This is a genomic window from Domibacillus tundrae, from assembly GCF_000970675.1.
Classification (GTDB): domain Bacteria; phylum Bacillota; class Bacilli; order Bacillales; family Domibacillaceae; genus Domibacillus; species Domibacillus tundrae.
This window is the reverse complement of the sequence record NZ_LAJA01000029.1, coordinates 1-16,363: the sequence shown is the minus strand read 5'-3', so window position 1 is coordinate 16,363 and position 16,363 is coordinate 1. Positions and strand designations below refer to the sequence as shown.

At 44.3% G+C, this 16,363-nt stretch carries 16 protein-coding genes and 1 riboswitch; of the genes, 13 read left to right on the top strand and 3 right to left on the bottom strand.

What is annotated here, in order from left to right:
* Nucleotides 1-11 precede the first annotated feature (11 nt).
* Complete coding sequence (locus VQ00_RS15810) at nt 12-1,919, bottom strand: heavy metal translocating P-type ATPase (RefSeq protein WP_046181094.1); 1,908 nt, start codon at nt 1,917-1,919, stop codon at nt 12-14.
* Nucleotides 1,920-2,155: 236 nt separating this feature from the next.
* Between VQ00_RS15810 and VQ00_RS15805 the strand changes: the two genes are divergently transcribed.
* The 7 genes from VQ00_RS15805 (at nt 2,156) to VQ00_RS15775 (ending at nt 10,403) form a co-directional block, all read left to right on the top strand.
* Nucleotides 2,156-2,536, top strand: a complete 381-nt coding sequence (locus VQ00_RS15805; protein WP_046181093.1) for an OsmC family protein — start codon at nt 2,156-2,158, stop codon at nt 2,534-2,536.
* 87 nt (nt 2,537-2,623) lie between these two features.
* Nucleotides 2,624-3,676 carry a calcium/proton exchanger gene (gene cax, locus VQ00_RS15800; protein ID WP_046181092.1) on the top strand — a complete coding sequence of 351 codons (1,053 nt, stop codon included), beginning with the start codon at nt 2,624-2,626 and terminating at the stop codon, nt 3,674-3,676.
* Between the two features lie 21 nt (nt 3,677-3,697).
* Nucleotides 3,698-3,877 carry an SE1561 family protein gene (locus VQ00_RS15795; protein WP_046181091.1) on the top strand — a complete coding sequence of 60 codons (180 nt, stop codon included), beginning with the start codon at nt 3,698-3,700 and terminating at the stop codon, nt 3,875-3,877.
* A 169-nt stretch (nt 3,878-4,046) separates the two neighbouring features.
* Nucleotides 4,047-5,591, top strand: a complete 1,545-nt coding sequence (locus tag VQ00_RS15790) for a fumarate hydratase (RefSeq protein ID WP_046181090.1) — start codon at nt 4,047-4,049, stop codon at nt 5,589-5,591.
* Between the two features lie 101 nt (nt 5,592-5,692).
* A complete protein-coding gene (gene pdaA / locus VQ00_RS15785) occupies nt 5,693-6,445 on the top strand; it encodes a delta-lactam-biosynthetic de-N-acetylase (RefSeq protein ID WP_046181089.1) in 753 nt (250 codons plus the stop codon).
* Nucleotides 6,446-6,504: 59 nt separating this feature from the next.
* On the top strand, nt 6,505-7,872 hold the full coding sequence (rlmD, locus tag VQ00_RS15780) for a 23S rRNA (uracil(1939)-C(5))-methyltransferase RlmD (RefSeq protein WP_046181088.1): 1,368 nt from the start codon (nt 6,505-6,507) through the stop codon (nt 7,870-7,872).
* Between the two features lie 337 nt (nt 7,873-8,209).
* Nucleotides 8,210-8,295: riboswitch (cyclic di-GMP riboswitch) on the top strand.
* A gap of 131 nt (nt 8,296-8,426) precedes the next feature.
* Complete coding sequence (locus tag VQ00_RS15775) at nt 8,427-10,403, top strand: methyl-accepting chemotaxis protein (protein ID WP_046181087.1); 1,977 nt, start codon at nt 8,427-8,429, stop codon at nt 10,401-10,403.
* Between the two features lie 40 nt (nt 10,404-10,443).
* Here VQ00_RS15775 and VQ00_RS15770 read toward each other — a convergent pair whose 3' ends face one another.
* Nucleotides 10,444-11,358 (bottom strand): TIGR01777 family oxidoreductase, encoded by a 915-nt coding sequence (locus VQ00_RS15770; protein ID WP_046181086.1) that lies wholly within the window; start codon nt 11,356-11,358, stop codon nt 10,444-10,446.
* A gap of 93 nt (nt 11,359-11,451) precedes the next feature.
* Here VQ00_RS15770 and recX point away from each other — a divergent pair, with 93 nt between their 5' ends.
* From recX to VQ00_RS15755, 3 genes are read left to right on the top strand one after another with little or no spacing between them, the layout of a single operon-like run.
* On the top strand, nt 11,452-12,246 hold the full coding sequence (gene recX / locus VQ00_RS15765; RefSeq protein ID WP_046181085.1) for a recombination regulator RecX: 795 nt from the start codon (nt 11,452-11,454) through the stop codon (nt 12,244-12,246).
* Between the two features lie 17 nt (nt 12,247-12,263).
* Nucleotides 12,264-12,587 (top strand): YfhH family protein, encoded by a 324-nt coding sequence (locus tag VQ00_RS15760; RefSeq protein ID WP_046181116.1) that lies wholly within the window; start codon nt 12,264-12,266, stop codon nt 12,585-12,587.
* 5 nt (nt 12,588-12,592) lie between these two features.
* Entirely contained in the window at nt 12,593-12,862 is a 270-nt protein-coding gene (locus tag VQ00_RS15755) for a YfhJ family protein (protein ID WP_046181084.1), read from the top strand.
* On the opposite strand, the gene VQ00_RS15750 is transcribed toward VQ00_RS15755, so the two are convergent.
* Nucleotides 12,859-13,845, bottom strand: coding sequence for a metal-dependent hydrolase (locus tag VQ00_RS15750; protein ID WP_046181083.1), 987 nt, complete (start codon nt 13,843-13,845; stop codon nt 12,859-12,861). The two genes, VQ00_RS15755 and VQ00_RS15750, sit on opposite strands and share 4 nt — an antisense overlap.
* A 95-nt stretch (nt 13,846-13,940) precedes the next feature.
* On the opposite strand from VQ00_RS15750, the gene mutY reads away from it, so the two are divergent.
* From mutY to VQ00_RS18265, 3 genes are all read left to right on the top strand, one after another.
* On the top strand, nt 13,941-15,032 hold the full coding sequence (mutY, locus tag VQ00_RS15745) for an A/G-specific adenine glycosylase (RefSeq protein ID WP_156154095.1): 1,092 nt from the start codon (nt 13,941-13,943) through the stop codon (nt 15,030-15,032).
* Nucleotides 15,029-15,772 carry an enoyl-[acyl-carrier-protein] reductase FabL gene (fabL, locus tag VQ00_RS15740; protein WP_156154094.1) on the top strand — a complete coding sequence of 248 codons (744 nt, stop codon included), beginning with the start codon at nt 15,029-15,031 and terminating at the stop codon, nt 15,770-15,772. Before mutY ends, fabL begins: the two co-directional genes overlap by 4 nt.
* A 92-nt stretch (nt 15,773-15,864) precedes the next feature.
* The gene (locus tag VQ00_RS18265) at nt 15,865-16,344 is read left to right on the top strand and encodes a gamma-type small acid-soluble spore protein (RefSeq protein WP_046181081.1); all 480 of its coding nucleotides are present in this window, start codon (nt 15,865-15,867) and stop codon (nt 16,342-16,344) included.
* Nucleotides 16,345-16,363: the final 19 nt, after the last annotated feature.

Here is a 16,363-nt window from a genome sequence, read left to right as displayed (position 1 = left end):
AGCGGGTTTTCCTATGCGCTTTTCAAAAGACGCAGACCATTTAAAATAACAAGAATCGTACTTCCTTCGTGTCCGAGTACGCCGAACGGCAAATCAAGCGCCTGGAAAAAGTTTGAGATGATCAAGAGAGCGATAACCGAAATAGAAAAAATGATATTTTGCTTTACAATCCGCTGCATTTTACGAGATAGCTTGATCGCTTCGGCAATTTTCGGCAAGTCGTTTTTCATTAAAACAATATCTGCTGTTTCAAGCGCGACATCTGAGCTTTCGCCCATCGCGATCCCGACTGAAGCGGTAGCGAGGGCTGGAGCATCGTTAATACCGTCACCCACCATTGCAACTGTCCCATACTTTTCGAGCAAGTCCTTTACATGGTCGACTTTTTGCTCTGGCAGGCATTCGGCAATATAGGAATTGAGTGCCGTTTCAGAAGCGATCGCATCCGCTGTTTTTTGGCTGTCACCCGTCAGCATAATTGTAAAAATGCCCTCTTCCTGCAAAATCTTCAGCGCTTGTTTTGTTTCTTCACGAATAATGTCCTTTAAAGCAATGACGGCAGCAATGCCTTCACTGTCCGCTGCATAAATTGTTGTTTTGCCTTCTTCGGCAAATTGTAAAGAGATACCGTTCGCAAACGTGGCTGCTCCTTCTTCGCCAACAAACGCAGCCTTGCCAATTTTCCATTCTTTTTCGCCAATAACTCCTTGAACACCCCAACCGGCGACATCTTCAAGGTGGTCCGGCGGCGCAAAAGAAAGTTGTTCTTGTTGAATGTACCGAACAACTGCATGCGCCAGCGGGTGATTCGACCGGCTTTCAATCGATGCTACTGCCTGAAGCAGCTCCGCGCGGTTTAACCCATCACGAATGACGACATCAGTGACTTCTGGCTTCCCGAGTGTCAATGTCCCTGTTTTGTCAAACGCGATCGCTTTCACATGGCTCAAATTCTCAAGGTGAGCACCACCTTTAAACAAAATGCCGTTCCGGGCCCCGTTTGAGATCGCGGATAACGTCGCCGGCATGACAGATGCGACAAGCGCACATGGGGAAGCCACAACGAGCAGCACCATCGCCCGGTAAAACGTTTCTGTCCAGCTCCAGCTGAGAAGAAAATAAGGCAAAAACATCATTAATGCGACAACCGCAAGGACGACTTTTACATATGTTCCTTCAAACCGTTCAATAAATTGCTGCGAAGGAGATTTTTCACTTTGTGCCGACTGAACGAGATCAATAATCTTTTGGAAAAGAGTTTCATCTGATTTCTTTGTAACATCAATGTAAACAGAGCCGGTCATATTCACTGTACCGGCAAAGACATCAGCACCGGTTTTTTTTGAAACGGGAATGGATTCTCCTGTAATAGCGGCTTCATCGATCGTTGTGTGTCCTTTTGAAATGGTGCCGTCCGCGGGAACCCGTTCGCCCGGCTTAACGATGATAACGTCGCCACGCGTTAATTCGGATACATGGACTGTTTCTTCAATGCCGTCACGGATGAGAAGAGCAGTGTCCGGCTGGATGTCCATGAGCGCAGAGATTTCACGCTGGCTTTTGTTCATCGTATATGTTTCAAGCGCACCGCTGAGGGCAAAAATAAAAATAAGGATAGCGCCCTCTGTCCAGTAGCCGATCGCCGCTGATCCTGCGGCCGCTAAAATCATCAGCATCTCAACGTTTAATTCTTTCTCTTGAATGGTCGCTTCAATGCCTTCTTTTGCTTTTGCATAGCCGCCAATGACAAATGCGGACAAATAAACAAGGACAGAAATCGTTTCTGCGCCATTTCGGTCAAGAAACCAGCCGGCTAAAATAAGTACACCACTGAATAGCGCCGCAATTAATTCAATGTGAGGAGCCAATTTATGAAATATGCTTTCTCGTACTGTTACATTCTCAGTGTAGGTTGTCATCTGCATATCCTCCTAATCTAATTGAGAATTAAAATCAACTTATTGATGATGATTATCATCAGTAATCCTTTAATGATAAGGAATTTCAATTAGAATAAATTAATTTTTATTTTATAATAATTATAATGTAAACTTATAATATCATAATCAATAAAAGATGCAAGCTTCTTTTATTGGCTCGATTGAATGGATTCGATACAATAGTGAGTATTAAGATGAAAGAGAGATGAAAATAGATGGAATTTAAAATGAAAGAAGGCGGATTTACAGCAGATTTCCCATTTGGGGAATTGCATATTTCAGGGGATGAATCGTATGGCTTCCGTCCATATCAATTACTCGTCTCGTCCGTTGCAGTATGCAGCGGCGGCGTGCTGCGTAAAATCTTTGCTAAGCAGCGGATCGACATTGACGACATAACGATACAAACGGACGTGTTACGCAATCCAGATGAAGCGGACCGCATTGAGAAAATCTCTATTCACTTTATGATAAAAGGGACAGGATTAAAAGAAGAGAAAGTTCGAAAAGCACTTGAATTAACGCGGAAAAATTGCTCCATGGTGCAATCGGTCATTCCAGCAATAGAAATAGAAGAAACATTTGAGCTAAAATAATTTGGTTTATAGTGTTAGGTAAAGTAAATAGCGGGTAAGATGACTAAGTACTAAGCTGTTTATTTTGACGTAATGGAGAGTGGGATTATGGGGAAAGTGTTTGCAATTATGATTGCTGCGGGTGTTCCGCTGACGATTGCAGGTTCACTTTTGCACTGGCCGAGCGTGGTCATGTTTGTGATTTGCAGCGCGACGGTCATTGCGCTGTCGAGCTACATGGGAAGAGCGACAGAAAGTCTGGCGATTGTAGTTGGGCCGCGTATCGGGGGATTATTGAACGCAACATTCGGAAATGCAGTTGAACTTATTATTTCTATTTTTGCTTTAAAAGCGGGACTTGTCGGCGTGGTGCTTGCGTCATTAACCGGTTCCGTTCTAGGAAACCTCTTACTTGTTGCAGGCCTTTCGTTTTTTATGGGCGGATTGAAATTCAAGCGGCAGACATTCAGTGTGCACGATGCGCGCCATAACTCAGCGCTGCTTATTTTCGCAGTTGTTGTCGGGTTTGTCATTCCGGAAATTTTTTCAATGTCAATGACGGAAGCGAAAACGTTGAACCTGAGTATCGGCATTTCAATTGTCATGATCGCGATTTACCTTGCAGGCTTGTTTTTCAAGCTTGTGACACATCGTGGTGTATATGTATCAGAAGGAAACGAAACACATCATGAAGAAGTGCCTGAATGGGGTAAGAAAAAGGCAATTGGCATTTTGCTTGCAGCCACGGCAGCAGTTGCGTATGTGGCAGAAAGCCTTGTTCATACATTTGAAGCAGTTGGCGAGCAATTTGGCTGGTCTGAACTTTTTATCGGGGTTATCATTGTCGCTATTGTCGGAAATGCCGCTGAACATGTTTCTGCTATTTTAATGGCGATGAAAAACAAAATGGACATTGCGGTTGAAATTGCGATTGGTTCTACGCTTCAAGTCGCGATGTTTGTCGCACCGGTACTTGTTCTTATTTCACTTTTGTACCCGACACCGATGCCTCTTGTCTTCACAATACCGGAGCTCGTTTCTATGGTTACCGCTGTGTTTCTCGCCATCAGCATTTCCAATGACGGAGAGACGAACTGGTTTGAAGGGTTGACACTTCTTGCCGCATACTTCATCATGGGCATTGGATTTTACTTGTTATAATGGAAGAAGGGAAGAGTTGAATTGAAACCAATTCAAGATAAAGAAAAGCAGGTCGTGTATTTAAAAGAGCGGCTGAATATTTTTATGGAAGTACTGGATTCGATTGATCCGGAAGAAGCAGAAGTAGAAGACATTGACCGCTTAATCGAGATGATCGATGACATTGAATTAAAATGTGAACAATTCCGCGGCCGCGGTTAATTTGGAAAGCTTAAGCTGTGTACGTGCAGCTTAAGCTTTTTATTTTTTCGTTAGCAGTTAATTGAAACCGTTTGCGATTTTTTCTTTTAAACATTATATGACAGGCGTATAATGAACGTGTTGACCTAAGTTTTATACATAAGAAAAAATTCTGAGGGGGAACTGCACAATGAATTTGGAAACACTTCAGCAAAGCATGTACACGTTGATTGTCGAAACATCGACGAATCTTCCGAAAGACGTCCGCCGGGCAGTGAAAAAAGCGAAAGAGCGCGAAAATGCCGGTACACGGGCAGCAATGAGCCTCGATACCATCACGACAAATATTAAAATGGCAGACGATAACATTTCACCGATCTGCCAGGACACAGGTATGCCCACATTTAAAATTAAAACACCTGTCGGGGCAAATCAAATACATATTCAAAAAGCAATTTATGCGGCTATTGAGCAGGCAACAAAGAACGGAAAGCTTCGTCCGAATTCCGTTGATTCACTTGATGGCTCAAACAGCGGCAACAACCTTGGTCCGGGTACACCAGTCATTAAGTTTGAACAGTGGGAAGAAGACTATATTGATGCGCGTCTTATTTTAAAAGGCGGCGGCTGTGAAAATAAAAATATTCAATATAGTCTTCCATGCGAACTTGAAGGAATTGGGAAAGCGGGCCGCGACTTGGACGGCATCCGTAAATGCATTATGCACTCTGTTTATCAGGCGCAGGGACAAGGCTGCTCTGCCGGGTTTATAGGTGTCGGCATTGGCGGAGATCGCTCGTCCGGATATGATTTAGCGAAAGCGCAGTTGTTCCGCGGTGTGGACGATGTAAATGAAAATGAAGATTTACGCAAGCTGGAAGAGTATGTAATGGAGCACGCGAACGAGCTTGGAATCGGCACAATGGGCTTCGGCGGCGAAACAACATTGCTTGGCTGCAAAGTTGGCGTGATGAACCGCCTGCCTGCAAGTTTCTTCGTGTCCGTTGCGTACAACTGCTGGGCATACCGCCGTTTAGGTGTCGCAATCAATACAGAAACAGGTGGAATTGGCGAATGGTTTTACCAGGATGGGGAAGAAGTATCATTTGATACGACTCAGCAGCAGGAACAGGAAGTGAAATCAGAAAGCCGGGTTGTCACACTGCAGGCGCCGATTACCGAAGAACAAATCCGTGACTTGAAAGTTGGAGACGTTGTCCAAATTAATGGCATGATGTATACCGGCCGTGATGCAATTCATAAACATTTAAGCACAGCAGACAGCGCACCAGTTGATTTAAATGGACAAGTTATTTACCACTGCGGCCCGGTTATCCTGAAAGATGAAGCCGGCCAGTGGCACGTTAAAGCAGCCGGTCCCACAACGTCTATTCGCGAGGAGCCGTATCAAGGCGATATTATGAAACGATTTGGCATTCGCGCTGTAATTGGCAAAGGCGGTATGGGACCGAAAACATTGCAGGCACTTGGTGAACACGGCGGTGTTTATTTAAATGCAATCGGCGGCGCGGCGCAATATTATGCAGACTGCATCAAGGGTGTCGAAGGTGTAGACTTAATGCAATTTGGTATTCCGGAAGCGATGTGGCATTTGCGTGTAGAAGGATTTACCGCTGTTGTCACAATGGATTCACATGGAAACAGCCTTCATGAAGAAGTCGACAAATCATCACTCCAAAAATTGGCGAAATTTAAAGAACCTGTATTTGCTTAATCGTTAAACCGGCCTTTTGCCGGTTTTTTTGTTTTGAAATATGTTTCCACGGATGAAGCAGCATTATACAGCACATCTTAAGAACAAAAGGTGGTGCTGAAATGAAACAGTTTATTTTGTTTGTTGTTTTCCTTTTTATGCTGCCGGTTATTGCGGTATCATCAGAAGCCATTCATTGGGGATTTCAAAAGGGTTCAGACGGGCAACAGGCGGAAGCGGGCGGCCAGCTGGATCAAATGCTAAAGGAGTACGATTCATTTTACAAAGGAAGTCCGAAGAAAAAAGTCGTGTATTTAACATTCGACAATGGATATGAAAACGGCCATACGAAAACGATTTTAGATACATTAAAAAAAGAAAAAATACCGGCGGCTTTTTTTGTCACAGGACATTACGTGGAAAGCGCCCCTGACTTGCTAAAAAGAATGGTCAAAGAAGGGCACATTATCGGCAACCATTCCTGGCACCATTACGATTTAACAACAGTACCAGGCAGCACAGTAATTGAGGAATTGAAGCTTGTAGAAAAAGAAGTAGCCAAAGTAACCGACCAGAAAAAAACAAAGTACGTCCGGCCGCCGCGCGGTATTTTTTCGGAGAATGTTTTAAAAACTGCTGAAAAAGCCGGATACACTCACGTTATGTGGTCTCTCGCCTATGTGGACTGGTACGCGGATCAGCCAAAAGGGAAACAATATGCATACAATGAGATTATGAAACAAATTCATCCAGGCGCCATTATTATGCTTCACAGTGTCTCCAAAGATAACGCTGAAGCACTGCCGGATGTGATCCGTGATTTGAAAAAGAAAGGCTACACTTTTAAGTCTCTTGACCACTTTGCCGGCGCGTAACGCCCGGCTTCTTTTGATTGGTCAAGTTCTATGATACAGTAAAGCTTGAGGTGACCTAAATGAAAAATGGAATTGAAATGAAGCCGGGGCAGACGTTCCCGCTTACAATAAAACGAATTGGGATCAACGGGGAAGGTGTCGGCTATTTTAAACGAAAAGCGGTATTTGTACCGGGCGCTCTGCCTGGTGAAGAAATTACTGCAGAAGCGGTAAAAGTGATGCCGAAATTTACAGAAGCCGTGATCAAAAAGCTGCGAAAGCCATCTCCAAGCCGTGTAACGCCGCCGTGTCCGATATATGAACAGTGCGGCGGGTGTCAGCTGCAGCACCTTGACTACAGCGCGCAGCTGACAGAAAAAAAGGGCTTGATTATTCAAGCGCTGGAACGTTATACATCTTTTAATATCGACAAGCTGCCGATTCATGACACGATTGGCATGGACGATCCGTGGCGATACCGGAATAAAGCGCAATTCCAGACAGGGATTCAAAAAGGTAAAATGGCGGCTGGATTGTACAGCCCGAACTCAAACGAGCTGGTGAATATTGAAGAGTGTATTGTCCAGCATCGGGTAATCGATGAAACAATTCGTCTGTCAAAAAAAATCATGAACAAGCTGTCGATTCCGGTATTTAGTTCGAAAAACAAGCAAGGCGTCAAAACGATTGTGGTCCGGTATGGATTCGAAACAGGTGACGTGCAGGCTGTGATCGTCACGGGGGATAAAACATTCCCAAAAGCATCACAGTTTGCCGAACAGTTAATGGCGCAAAAGCCGCGTGTAAAGTCAGTCGTCCACAACGTAAATCCAGGCAATACGCATTTAGTCATGGGTGACGTATCAAAAACGATCGCCGGCAGTGACACCATCTCAGAAAAACTGGGCGAATTTGAATATGAATTATCGGCTCGTGCCTTTTTTCAATTAAACCCTGTGCAGACGAAAAAATTGTATGATGAAGTCAGAAAAGCCGCAAATGTGAAGCCAACAGACAAAGTGGCCGACACTTACTGTGGATCGGGCACAATTGGGCTTTGGATCGGCAAAAACGCGGCAGAAGTGCGCGGAATGGACACGATTGCTGCATCCATTAAAGACGCCCGTGCCAATGCTGAGAAATATGGCGTCAACGCGACCTATGAAGTGGGGCCTGCCGAGAAATGGCTGCCAATCTGGAAAGAAAAAGGCTGGGTGCCAGATGTGTTAGTCACCGATCCGCCGCGCACCGGACTTGACCGGAAGCTGATTCAAACGATTAAACAGATCAAACCCGCCACATTTGTGTACGTTTCCTGTAATCCATCGACTCTTGCAAAGGACTTAACCGACCTTGCATCCGTATACAAAATCGACAGCATTCAGCCGGTCGATATGTTTCCACAGACGGCTCAAGTGGAATGTGTGGTAGCGCTGAAAAGAAAATAATACAGTCCCAAACAATTTACATGTCTTGACTGACTTTACAATCGGCATGAAACAAACGGATATTGAAGAAGAAGTATAACGAAGACAAATCGTAAATCACCGAAAATTAAATGTTGGGCATAAGCATCTGCACAAAGTTGTGTGGATGCTTTTTTTAAACATACAATCCAGGCTGCTAAAAGTATTCTTTCAGCAGGTGTCATTATGCGGAAAAAGCATTTTGGCATTAGCTTGCCGGCTTATCATTAGAGTTTTCAAGTTGAAAGAGAGAAGATTTACCATTGACTGTAGGTCTTTTTTCTCATATATTGATAGTGTAATTAAAAAAGCAATGCTCAACAAGAAATGGCAAACTTGCTGAAAAGCAAGGACGCAAAGCTATGGGTCTACGGAATTTGATTCTATGGCTGCCGGGCCGCTGAAAATGAGGAGAAGGTCGAAACATCTCTTATTTGGGGTGTTTTTATTTATTTTGTGTAATGGTCATTTTATGCAAAAGTCTCCTCCTATTTTCCATTTATGGATGAGTAATAAAAAAAGGGGAGAAATTTTTAATGAAATTAGTGGTTAAAAATACATTTATGCTCAGCCTGCTAATCGCCATTTCCATGATGAGCATTTCAGCGTTCGGCTATGTAAAAGCGAAGGAATTTTTGTATGAGAAATTTCAGGAGCAGGCATATAATCAGCTGGAATCGGTGAAAGCGAATATCAATATTTGGACAGAAGGAAAGCAGGAAACAATGGAGTATATTGCAGAAGCTGATGCACTGAAAGCAGATGATACGACGAAAGCTGCTGCTCTGGGAACGAGACTTGCTGAGCGCATGGAAAATCCAGATGCGTTTGGTTTCATGGATGCTGAAGGATTTTTGCACTTAGGTGATGCACAAATCCCGGTGAGTGACTATGAGCATTTTATTGGCGGCAGGAAGGGAGAAACGAACGCATATAATCCTGTTCCTTCTGCATCGCCGGGGGTAAACGAAGCGCCGATTGTGCTGGCTTCATCGCCAGTGTATGGCGATAATGGAGAAATTGTCGGCGTCGCTTCCGGTGGATACCCGATCGAAACATTGATTAACATTATTTCCAGGGTGACATTAGGCGAAAGCGGCTATGTCACGGTTTTCACGAATGATGGCACGATCGTTGCAGGACAAAACAAGGAAGACACATTGAATAAAAAAACAGCCGATTATGAAAATGAAGACTTAAATCAGCTTGTAAAAGAAAGCATGAATGGCAAAACAGGCGTTGTGGAAACGAATTTTAACGGTGAAGACAGCCTTATTTTTTATAGCAAAGCCGATGAAGTCGACTGGGGTGTTATGATTTCTGTTCCAGTCAGTGAAGCTTTTGCCGATGCTAATTCTTTGCTGAACTACTTTATCATCATCACAATTATTTTTATTGTGGGAAGTGCCATCATTAGCTATTTGCTGAATAACCGGTCTTTGAAACCGATCACAGATATCAATAATAAAATTGCGGAATTGGCGAATGAAGAAGGCGATTTAACGCAAAGGCTTCGGATTAAGCGAAAGGATGAAATTGGGCAGCTTGCAGGCAATGTCAACGCGCTGCTGGACAGCTTGCAGGTGTTAATTAAAGGTATTCTTCAAAAAGGAGAAGTAGTGTCAAAAAGTACGTCCGACTTATCCGAAAGTGCAGAAGAAATCGTACAGCTGTCCAATGACGTCACACAAAATGTTCAAAACGCAGCCGCACTGTCAACAGAGCAGGAAAAAGGTAATAACAAAAACCTGGCGTCCATTACCGAAATAACTGAAACGGTTGATGAGATGAAAGATCATTCTTCATTAGTATCAGAGAAAACAAAGTACGCTTATCAGGAAGTAGAAGCTGTGAATCAAGAAATTCAGACCTTGATCGAGCAAATGACGTCCATACAGGCATCCATCCGCCATTCTGCTGACACAGTGAAAAAACTAGGCAGTCGCTCATCGGAAATCGGTAATATCGTGGATTTGATCACGGGGATTACAGAACAAACGAATTTACTTGCGCTTAATGCGTCGATCGAAGCAGCAAGAGCTGGAGAACATGGAAGGGGCTTCGCGGTAGTAGCGGAAGAGGTTAGAAAGCTGGCGGAGCAGTCGTCTTTATCTGCCAAACAAATTTCTGAACTTGTAGGCGAAATTTTAACAGAAACCTCGAATGCTGTTAATGGCATAGAAACGGGCACAAGTCAGTTTGGAACGGGAATGGAAACATTAAAAACGGTAAATGGCAAATTGCAAAATGTGTATCGTTCAACGGCAGAATCGTCCGATGAAGCATTGAATATTTTTCGGGAAATGGATAACCTGCTTTTAAATGTAAAAGAAGTCGAGCGTGTTATTTCTGACAACTCAAGAAAGTCGGCAGCATCGTCTACGTATATTCGTGAAGTAGCCTCATCTTCTGAAGAACAGCTGCTGTCAATTCAGGATATTACTGAATCTATAGAGAAAGCAGCTCAATTTGCTGAAGAATTAAAAGACTTGTTGAACCGGTTTAAAATTTGAGCTTTGTAAGGCGCAATTCGGGATGAATTGCGCCTTACACTTATTTTCGGGATGAATACAAGTCCTCAATCGCTCCCCGCACAAGTGGAAATTCAAACTGAAACCCTTTTTTCAAAAGCTTATCCGGCAGTGCTTTCTGGCCGTCTAACACAACCGTGCTCATTTCCCCGAGTGCAAGCTTTAATGCGGGTTCCGGCACAAACAGCCAGTGCGGGCGCCCGAGCACTTTGGCGAGTGTTTTGCCGAGGTCGTTCATTCGGACCGGGGTAGGTGCAGTGACGTTAAGTGGCCCTTCAATTGAATCGTTTTCAGCTGCGAATCGGATTGCCCTTACCACGTCTTTTACATGAATCCAAGACATCCATTGCCGGCCGGAGCCAATTTTGCCACCGCCTCCGAATTTGTACGGCATCGCCATACGTGAAAGCGCCCCATCTTCCGAGCTTAAAATAACGCCAAACCGGGCAAGTACTGTGCGAATACCGACCTTATCTGCTTCAATCGCTTCCTGTTCCCAAATGTTGACGACATGGCTTAAAAATCCGCTGCCCGCCGCGTATGAGAATTCTGTGAAGGTTTCGGTTTCAGAGATGGGATAGATGCCAATCGCGCTCGCATTCACCAGAACCTTTGGCTTTTGTTCCAATACATTCATGATCCGGATGATTTCACGAGTGGCAATGATGCGGCTGTCCAATATTCGTTTTTTTCGCTCTTCTGTCCACCGTCCGCTGTTGATAGATTCCCCGGCTAAATTAATAAAAATGTCAACGCCGGCGAGTTCTGCTTCCGGTTTTGCACCAGATGTGAGCCACTTTACGTAATGAAGATGCTCTTCTTCTTTCTTATTTCCGGTGTTTCGCGTTAAAATATAAACATCGTATCCATGGCGCACTAATTCATTCGTCAGTTCTTTTCCGACGAAGCCTGTACCGCCTGCGATCACAGCTTTCATAATGAAGCCCCCCTGATTCTTTATATATGTATATGTTATTTTACCTATTTAGACCATAAACAAACTATTCGAATGTGCTGAGGAGCGGGAGTAATGGGTGTTATTACAAAAATAACGGTTCAGCAAAAACGGGTGGACCGCTATAATATAGAAATTGACGGCGAATATGCGTTTAGTACTGATGAAGCGGTGCTCATCGAATTTAATTTAAAAAAAGGCCAAACGATCACCGAAGCAGAAATCACCGATATTCAGGTGCGAGATGGCGTTCAGCGAGGCATCAATACAGCCATCAACTTCTTATCCGTCCGCATGCGGTCAGAAAAAGAAGTACGCGACTATTTGAAAAAGAAAGAAATTGAGCCGGATTCATGGGATGAAATTATGAAACGGCTCGCGTCGATGGGGTATTTAAATGATGAGCAGTTTGCGGACGCGTATATTAAAACGCAGATCCAGACGACGGAAAAAGGACCGGCAGTTATTTTGCGTGAGCTGAAGGAAAAAGGCATCGAGGACCACATCGCCGCTTCGCTTATTGAACAGTTTACAGAAGAAGAACGAATTGAAAAAGCGGCAGCTTTATTCGAAAAGCAGCTGAAAAAATACAAGCGGGATTCTGCTTTTCTGCAGCAAAAAAAAGCGGAGCAGCACGTTTTAACGAAAGGCTACTCTGCGGTCGTTATGAAAAAAGCGGCAACCAAAGCTGAACCGGACGCGGAAGCGGAGATGGAGGCGCTTATGCATCAGGCAGAAAAAGCGCACCGCCGCTATCGTGCATTTGAGAACCGGGAATACCGCCAAAAAATGAAAGCGTCTCTTTACCGAAAAGGTTTTGATTTATCGGATATTGATCGGGCGATTGACCGTCTGTTAGAAGAAGAATAAGAGAGGAAGAGATGAACATGGAACAGGAAAAACGGTACAGTGACATGAGCGAAGCGGAATTAAAGCAGGAAATTGCGCAGTTGCGGGAAAAAGCGCGAAAAGCGGAGCAGCTTGGTATCGTAAATGAATTCGCTGTTTACGATCGGCGCGTGTCGATGGCTCAGGCCTATTTACTTGATCCAGATGTTTTTAAGCCGGGGAAACTATATGAATTAACAACAGACCCGAGGCAATATTTTAAAGTAAACTATTTAAACGGTGTATTTGCCTGGGGATACAGATTAAATGGAGACGGAAAAGAAGAAGGCATACCCATTTCGCTGTTAAATAAAGGAGTGTAAGGAAAATGGAAGAAACGTTTCGGAAATTAACAGAGCGGCTGCTCCAAAGAAACAGCCGCTTGTCAGTGACCCGCGCAAGAACATGGGTCGAGCTTTTATGGGAAGATTTTGAGACGACGTATGCAAAAGCCGGCCATGATTACCGAGGGAAAGAACTAACTGAAAAAATGGTCACACAGCTGATCGACAGCTACGGAACAAAGCTGCATGAATTTGCAGCCCGCAATCCGAAATATAAGCATTTGCTTGATGACTCAAATGATATAACTCATTAATCACGAGGCAAAAAGGTGAGTTTTTTGCGTAATTTTTCTTCGCTGAAAATCCAGCCGGTATACGAACCGATTATGTTGTAGTCAAAATCAAGCTGAACGACTGCAACAAATGGATAATAGTTTTTGCTGCGGTAACGAAGATCGATGAATTTTACTTCATAGCAGTCATTATATTCAGCCATTTCCCACCGGTAAACAGGAGAAAAGTGAAGAAATGCATCCAAGTTTTTATCTTTTTTCGCTGCTTTAAATAAAATTGACTCCGGTACAGGTACGCGCTTGTATTTATCTAAAATGGTCACAGACCGCCGGTAGCCGCTTGCTACGTAAAAATGGTCAGGGGACTTTACCGCAATGCGCCACTGGTTAAACCGGATCGTTGGCGCAATAATAATCTCTTCCGCATCCGGAATAAGCCGGCGGACGGAATGGCGAATGGCTGCCTGCATTTGAAAGCGAAGGATGTAGTAAATAAACAAAATCGCATAAACGATGATGAATATGAACGCCGGATCAAAGCCGACAAGCCACCAAAGCAATAATCCGATGACGTGCATGGTGAAAATAAATGAGTCGAATGTGTTAATGACACCGAGCGCTACCCATCTTGATGAAAATGGACGGAGTGCCTGTGTGCCGTATGAGTTGAAAATATCGACGAATACGTGTAAAAAAACGGCTGTTTGTGACCAGAGCCAAAGGTGGAACATATTGGCTTCCGGGAAAATAAAAAACAGCGCTCCAGTAATAAGAAGTGGCCACAGCAAAACAGCTGGAATCGAATGGGTGGCGCCTCGATGATTTCGAATATAAACCGCGTTATTGCGGAGCTTTAAAATGGTATCAATGTCAGGTGCCTGCGAACCGATGACGGCAGCTGTCATGACCGCATATTTCGTTGCGGGATCTGTTGCAACAACCGGATCAAGTGTCGCGAGACCGCCAAGTGCGAAGCCCATGACAATGTGAGTTCCAGTATCCAATAAGGGCAGCCTCCTTTGCTAAAAGAATCTAATTATTAATGGTATTCCCGAATTCAAGTCTATTGTAACATGCAGAAAGCGGAGGGACAGTTAATTTGCTGGAAAACAGTGCATTGCAGAAAATAAACATCAACAAATTCCAACAGGATTTAGTCAGCTGGTACGCAGCGGAAAAGCGGGATCTTCCGTGGCGGCATGAACGGGACCCATATAAAATCTGGGTGTCGGAGATTATGCTGCAGCAAACACGTGTTGACACCGTTATTCCGTATTTCAATCGGTTTATGGAACAGTTCCCGACCGTTGAATCATTAGCGCATGCCGATGAGGAAGCAGTCATGAAAGCATGGGAAGGGCTTGGCTATTACTCGCGAGTCCGCAACTTGCAGTCAGCGGTCAAGGAAGTAACGGAAAGTTATGGCGGAACTGTGCCGTCTAATAAAGATGAATTTTTATCATTAAAAGGAGTCGGTCCATATACAGGCGGGGCGGTTTTGAGCATCGCCTACGGACTGCCTGAACCGGCTGTCGACGGCAATGTAATGCGCGTCCTAGCCCGCATTTTAACAATTTGGGACGATATTGCCAAGCCGTCAACGCGCAAAATTTTCGAGGAGGCCGTTCGGCACTTAATGTACGAAGAAGATCCGTCTTCTTTTAATCAGGCGTTAATGGAGCTGGGGGCAACCGTCTGTACACCAACATCGCCAGCTTGTCTTTTATGCCCTGTGCAAAATCATTGCCAGGCATTTGAAGAAGGAGTACAGCGGGAGCTGCCGGTGAAAACAAAAAAGAAATCAGACAAAAAAATCCGGATGGGGGCAGTGGTGCTGCGGGCGCCGGATGGAACTGTGCTCATTGAAAAGCGGCCGGAATCCGGGCTTTTGGCGAACTTATGGCAATTTCCTAATATGGAGCTGCCAGCCGGTACGAATCCAAGGACCGTGATGGAAGCGTATGTTGAAGCAGCATATGGATTGAATGCCCGCGTCCAGCCAGAAAAAACAATTGAAATCACTCATGTTTTTTCCCATTTAACGTGGGAAATTGATGTGTATATTGGAACAGTCGATATAAAAAAAGAAAAAGAACGAACGAAATTTGTTTCAAAACAAGATGTGGAAACATATGCCTTTTCCGTTTCGCATCAAAAAATATGGAAGCACGTGAAAGGAATGGGACAATGAAAACCGCATTAGTGACAGGCTCAAGCCGTGGTGTTGGGAAAGCAATTGCCATTACACTTGCGAAAGAAGGATATGATATTGTTGTCAATTATGTGCGAAGCAAATCAGCAGCAGAAGAAACCGCAAAAGAAATTGAAGCACTCGGCCGCCGCGCACTCGTTGTAAAAGCGAATGTCGGGGACATAGCAAAAATTAAAGAGATGTTTGAAACAATTGACGAAGAATTTGGCCGGCTAGATATTTTTATTAATAATGCTGCATCGGGCGTACAGCGTCCGGTTATGGAGCTTGAAGAAAAGCACTGGGATTGGACAATGGATATTAACAGCAAGGCATTACTATTTTGCGCAAAAGAGGCGGCAAAATTGATGGAAAAAAGCGGAGGTGGTTCCATTGTCAGCATCAGCTCACTCGGATCGATCCGGTATTTGAAAAATTATACAGCTGTTGGCGTATCAAAAGCAGCTGTTGAAGCATTGACACGTTATTTGGCCGTGGAATTTGCAGAAAAAAATATTGTTGTTAACGCGGTGTCAGGAGGCGCGATCGATACGAATGCCCTTAAACATTTTTCCAACCGTGATGAAATTTTGGAAGATGCAAAACAAAATACTCCGGCTGGGCGAATTGTTGAAATGGAGGATATTGTTCAGGCGGTGCTGTTTTTAACGTCTCCTGGCGCTTTTATGATCCGTGGACAAACGATTATTGTCGATGGCGGCCGTTCACTGCTCGTTTAAGTTTTTACGAATAAGATAAGCCTTTTTCGGTCAATATAATCAGCGTGGCGGGTTCAACACCACAAAGACAAAATAACCGTAGGGGTGAAAAAATGAACAACAACCGCAATAAAACAACAGCTGGCACAGACGTTAACCAAGTGAGACGACAAAACGCTGCATCCGCTCAAGGACAGCAATATAAGACAGAGTTTGCTTCTGAAACAAACGTACAGGAAGTAAGACAGCAAAATGCACAATCTACACAAAATGCAGGAATGACTGGTGGTTCTGCAATGGCAGGCCGCAATGCCCGCAGCAGGCAGGCAAATCCAGCACAGCAATATGCGGCAGAATTCGCAGCTGAAACAAACGCACAGGAGGTAAGGCAGCAAAACGCAGCCTCTACACAAAATGCAGGAATGACTGCTGGTTCTGCAATGGCAGGCCGCAACGCCCGCGGTATGCAGGCAAATCCAGCACAGCAATATGCTGGAGAATTCGCAGCTGAAACAAACGCACAGGAAGTAAGACAGCAAAATGCACAGTCTCAAGCACGTAAAAAAAATTCAACATCAAATCCAAATCAATAAAATGAAAACAAATGAAGCC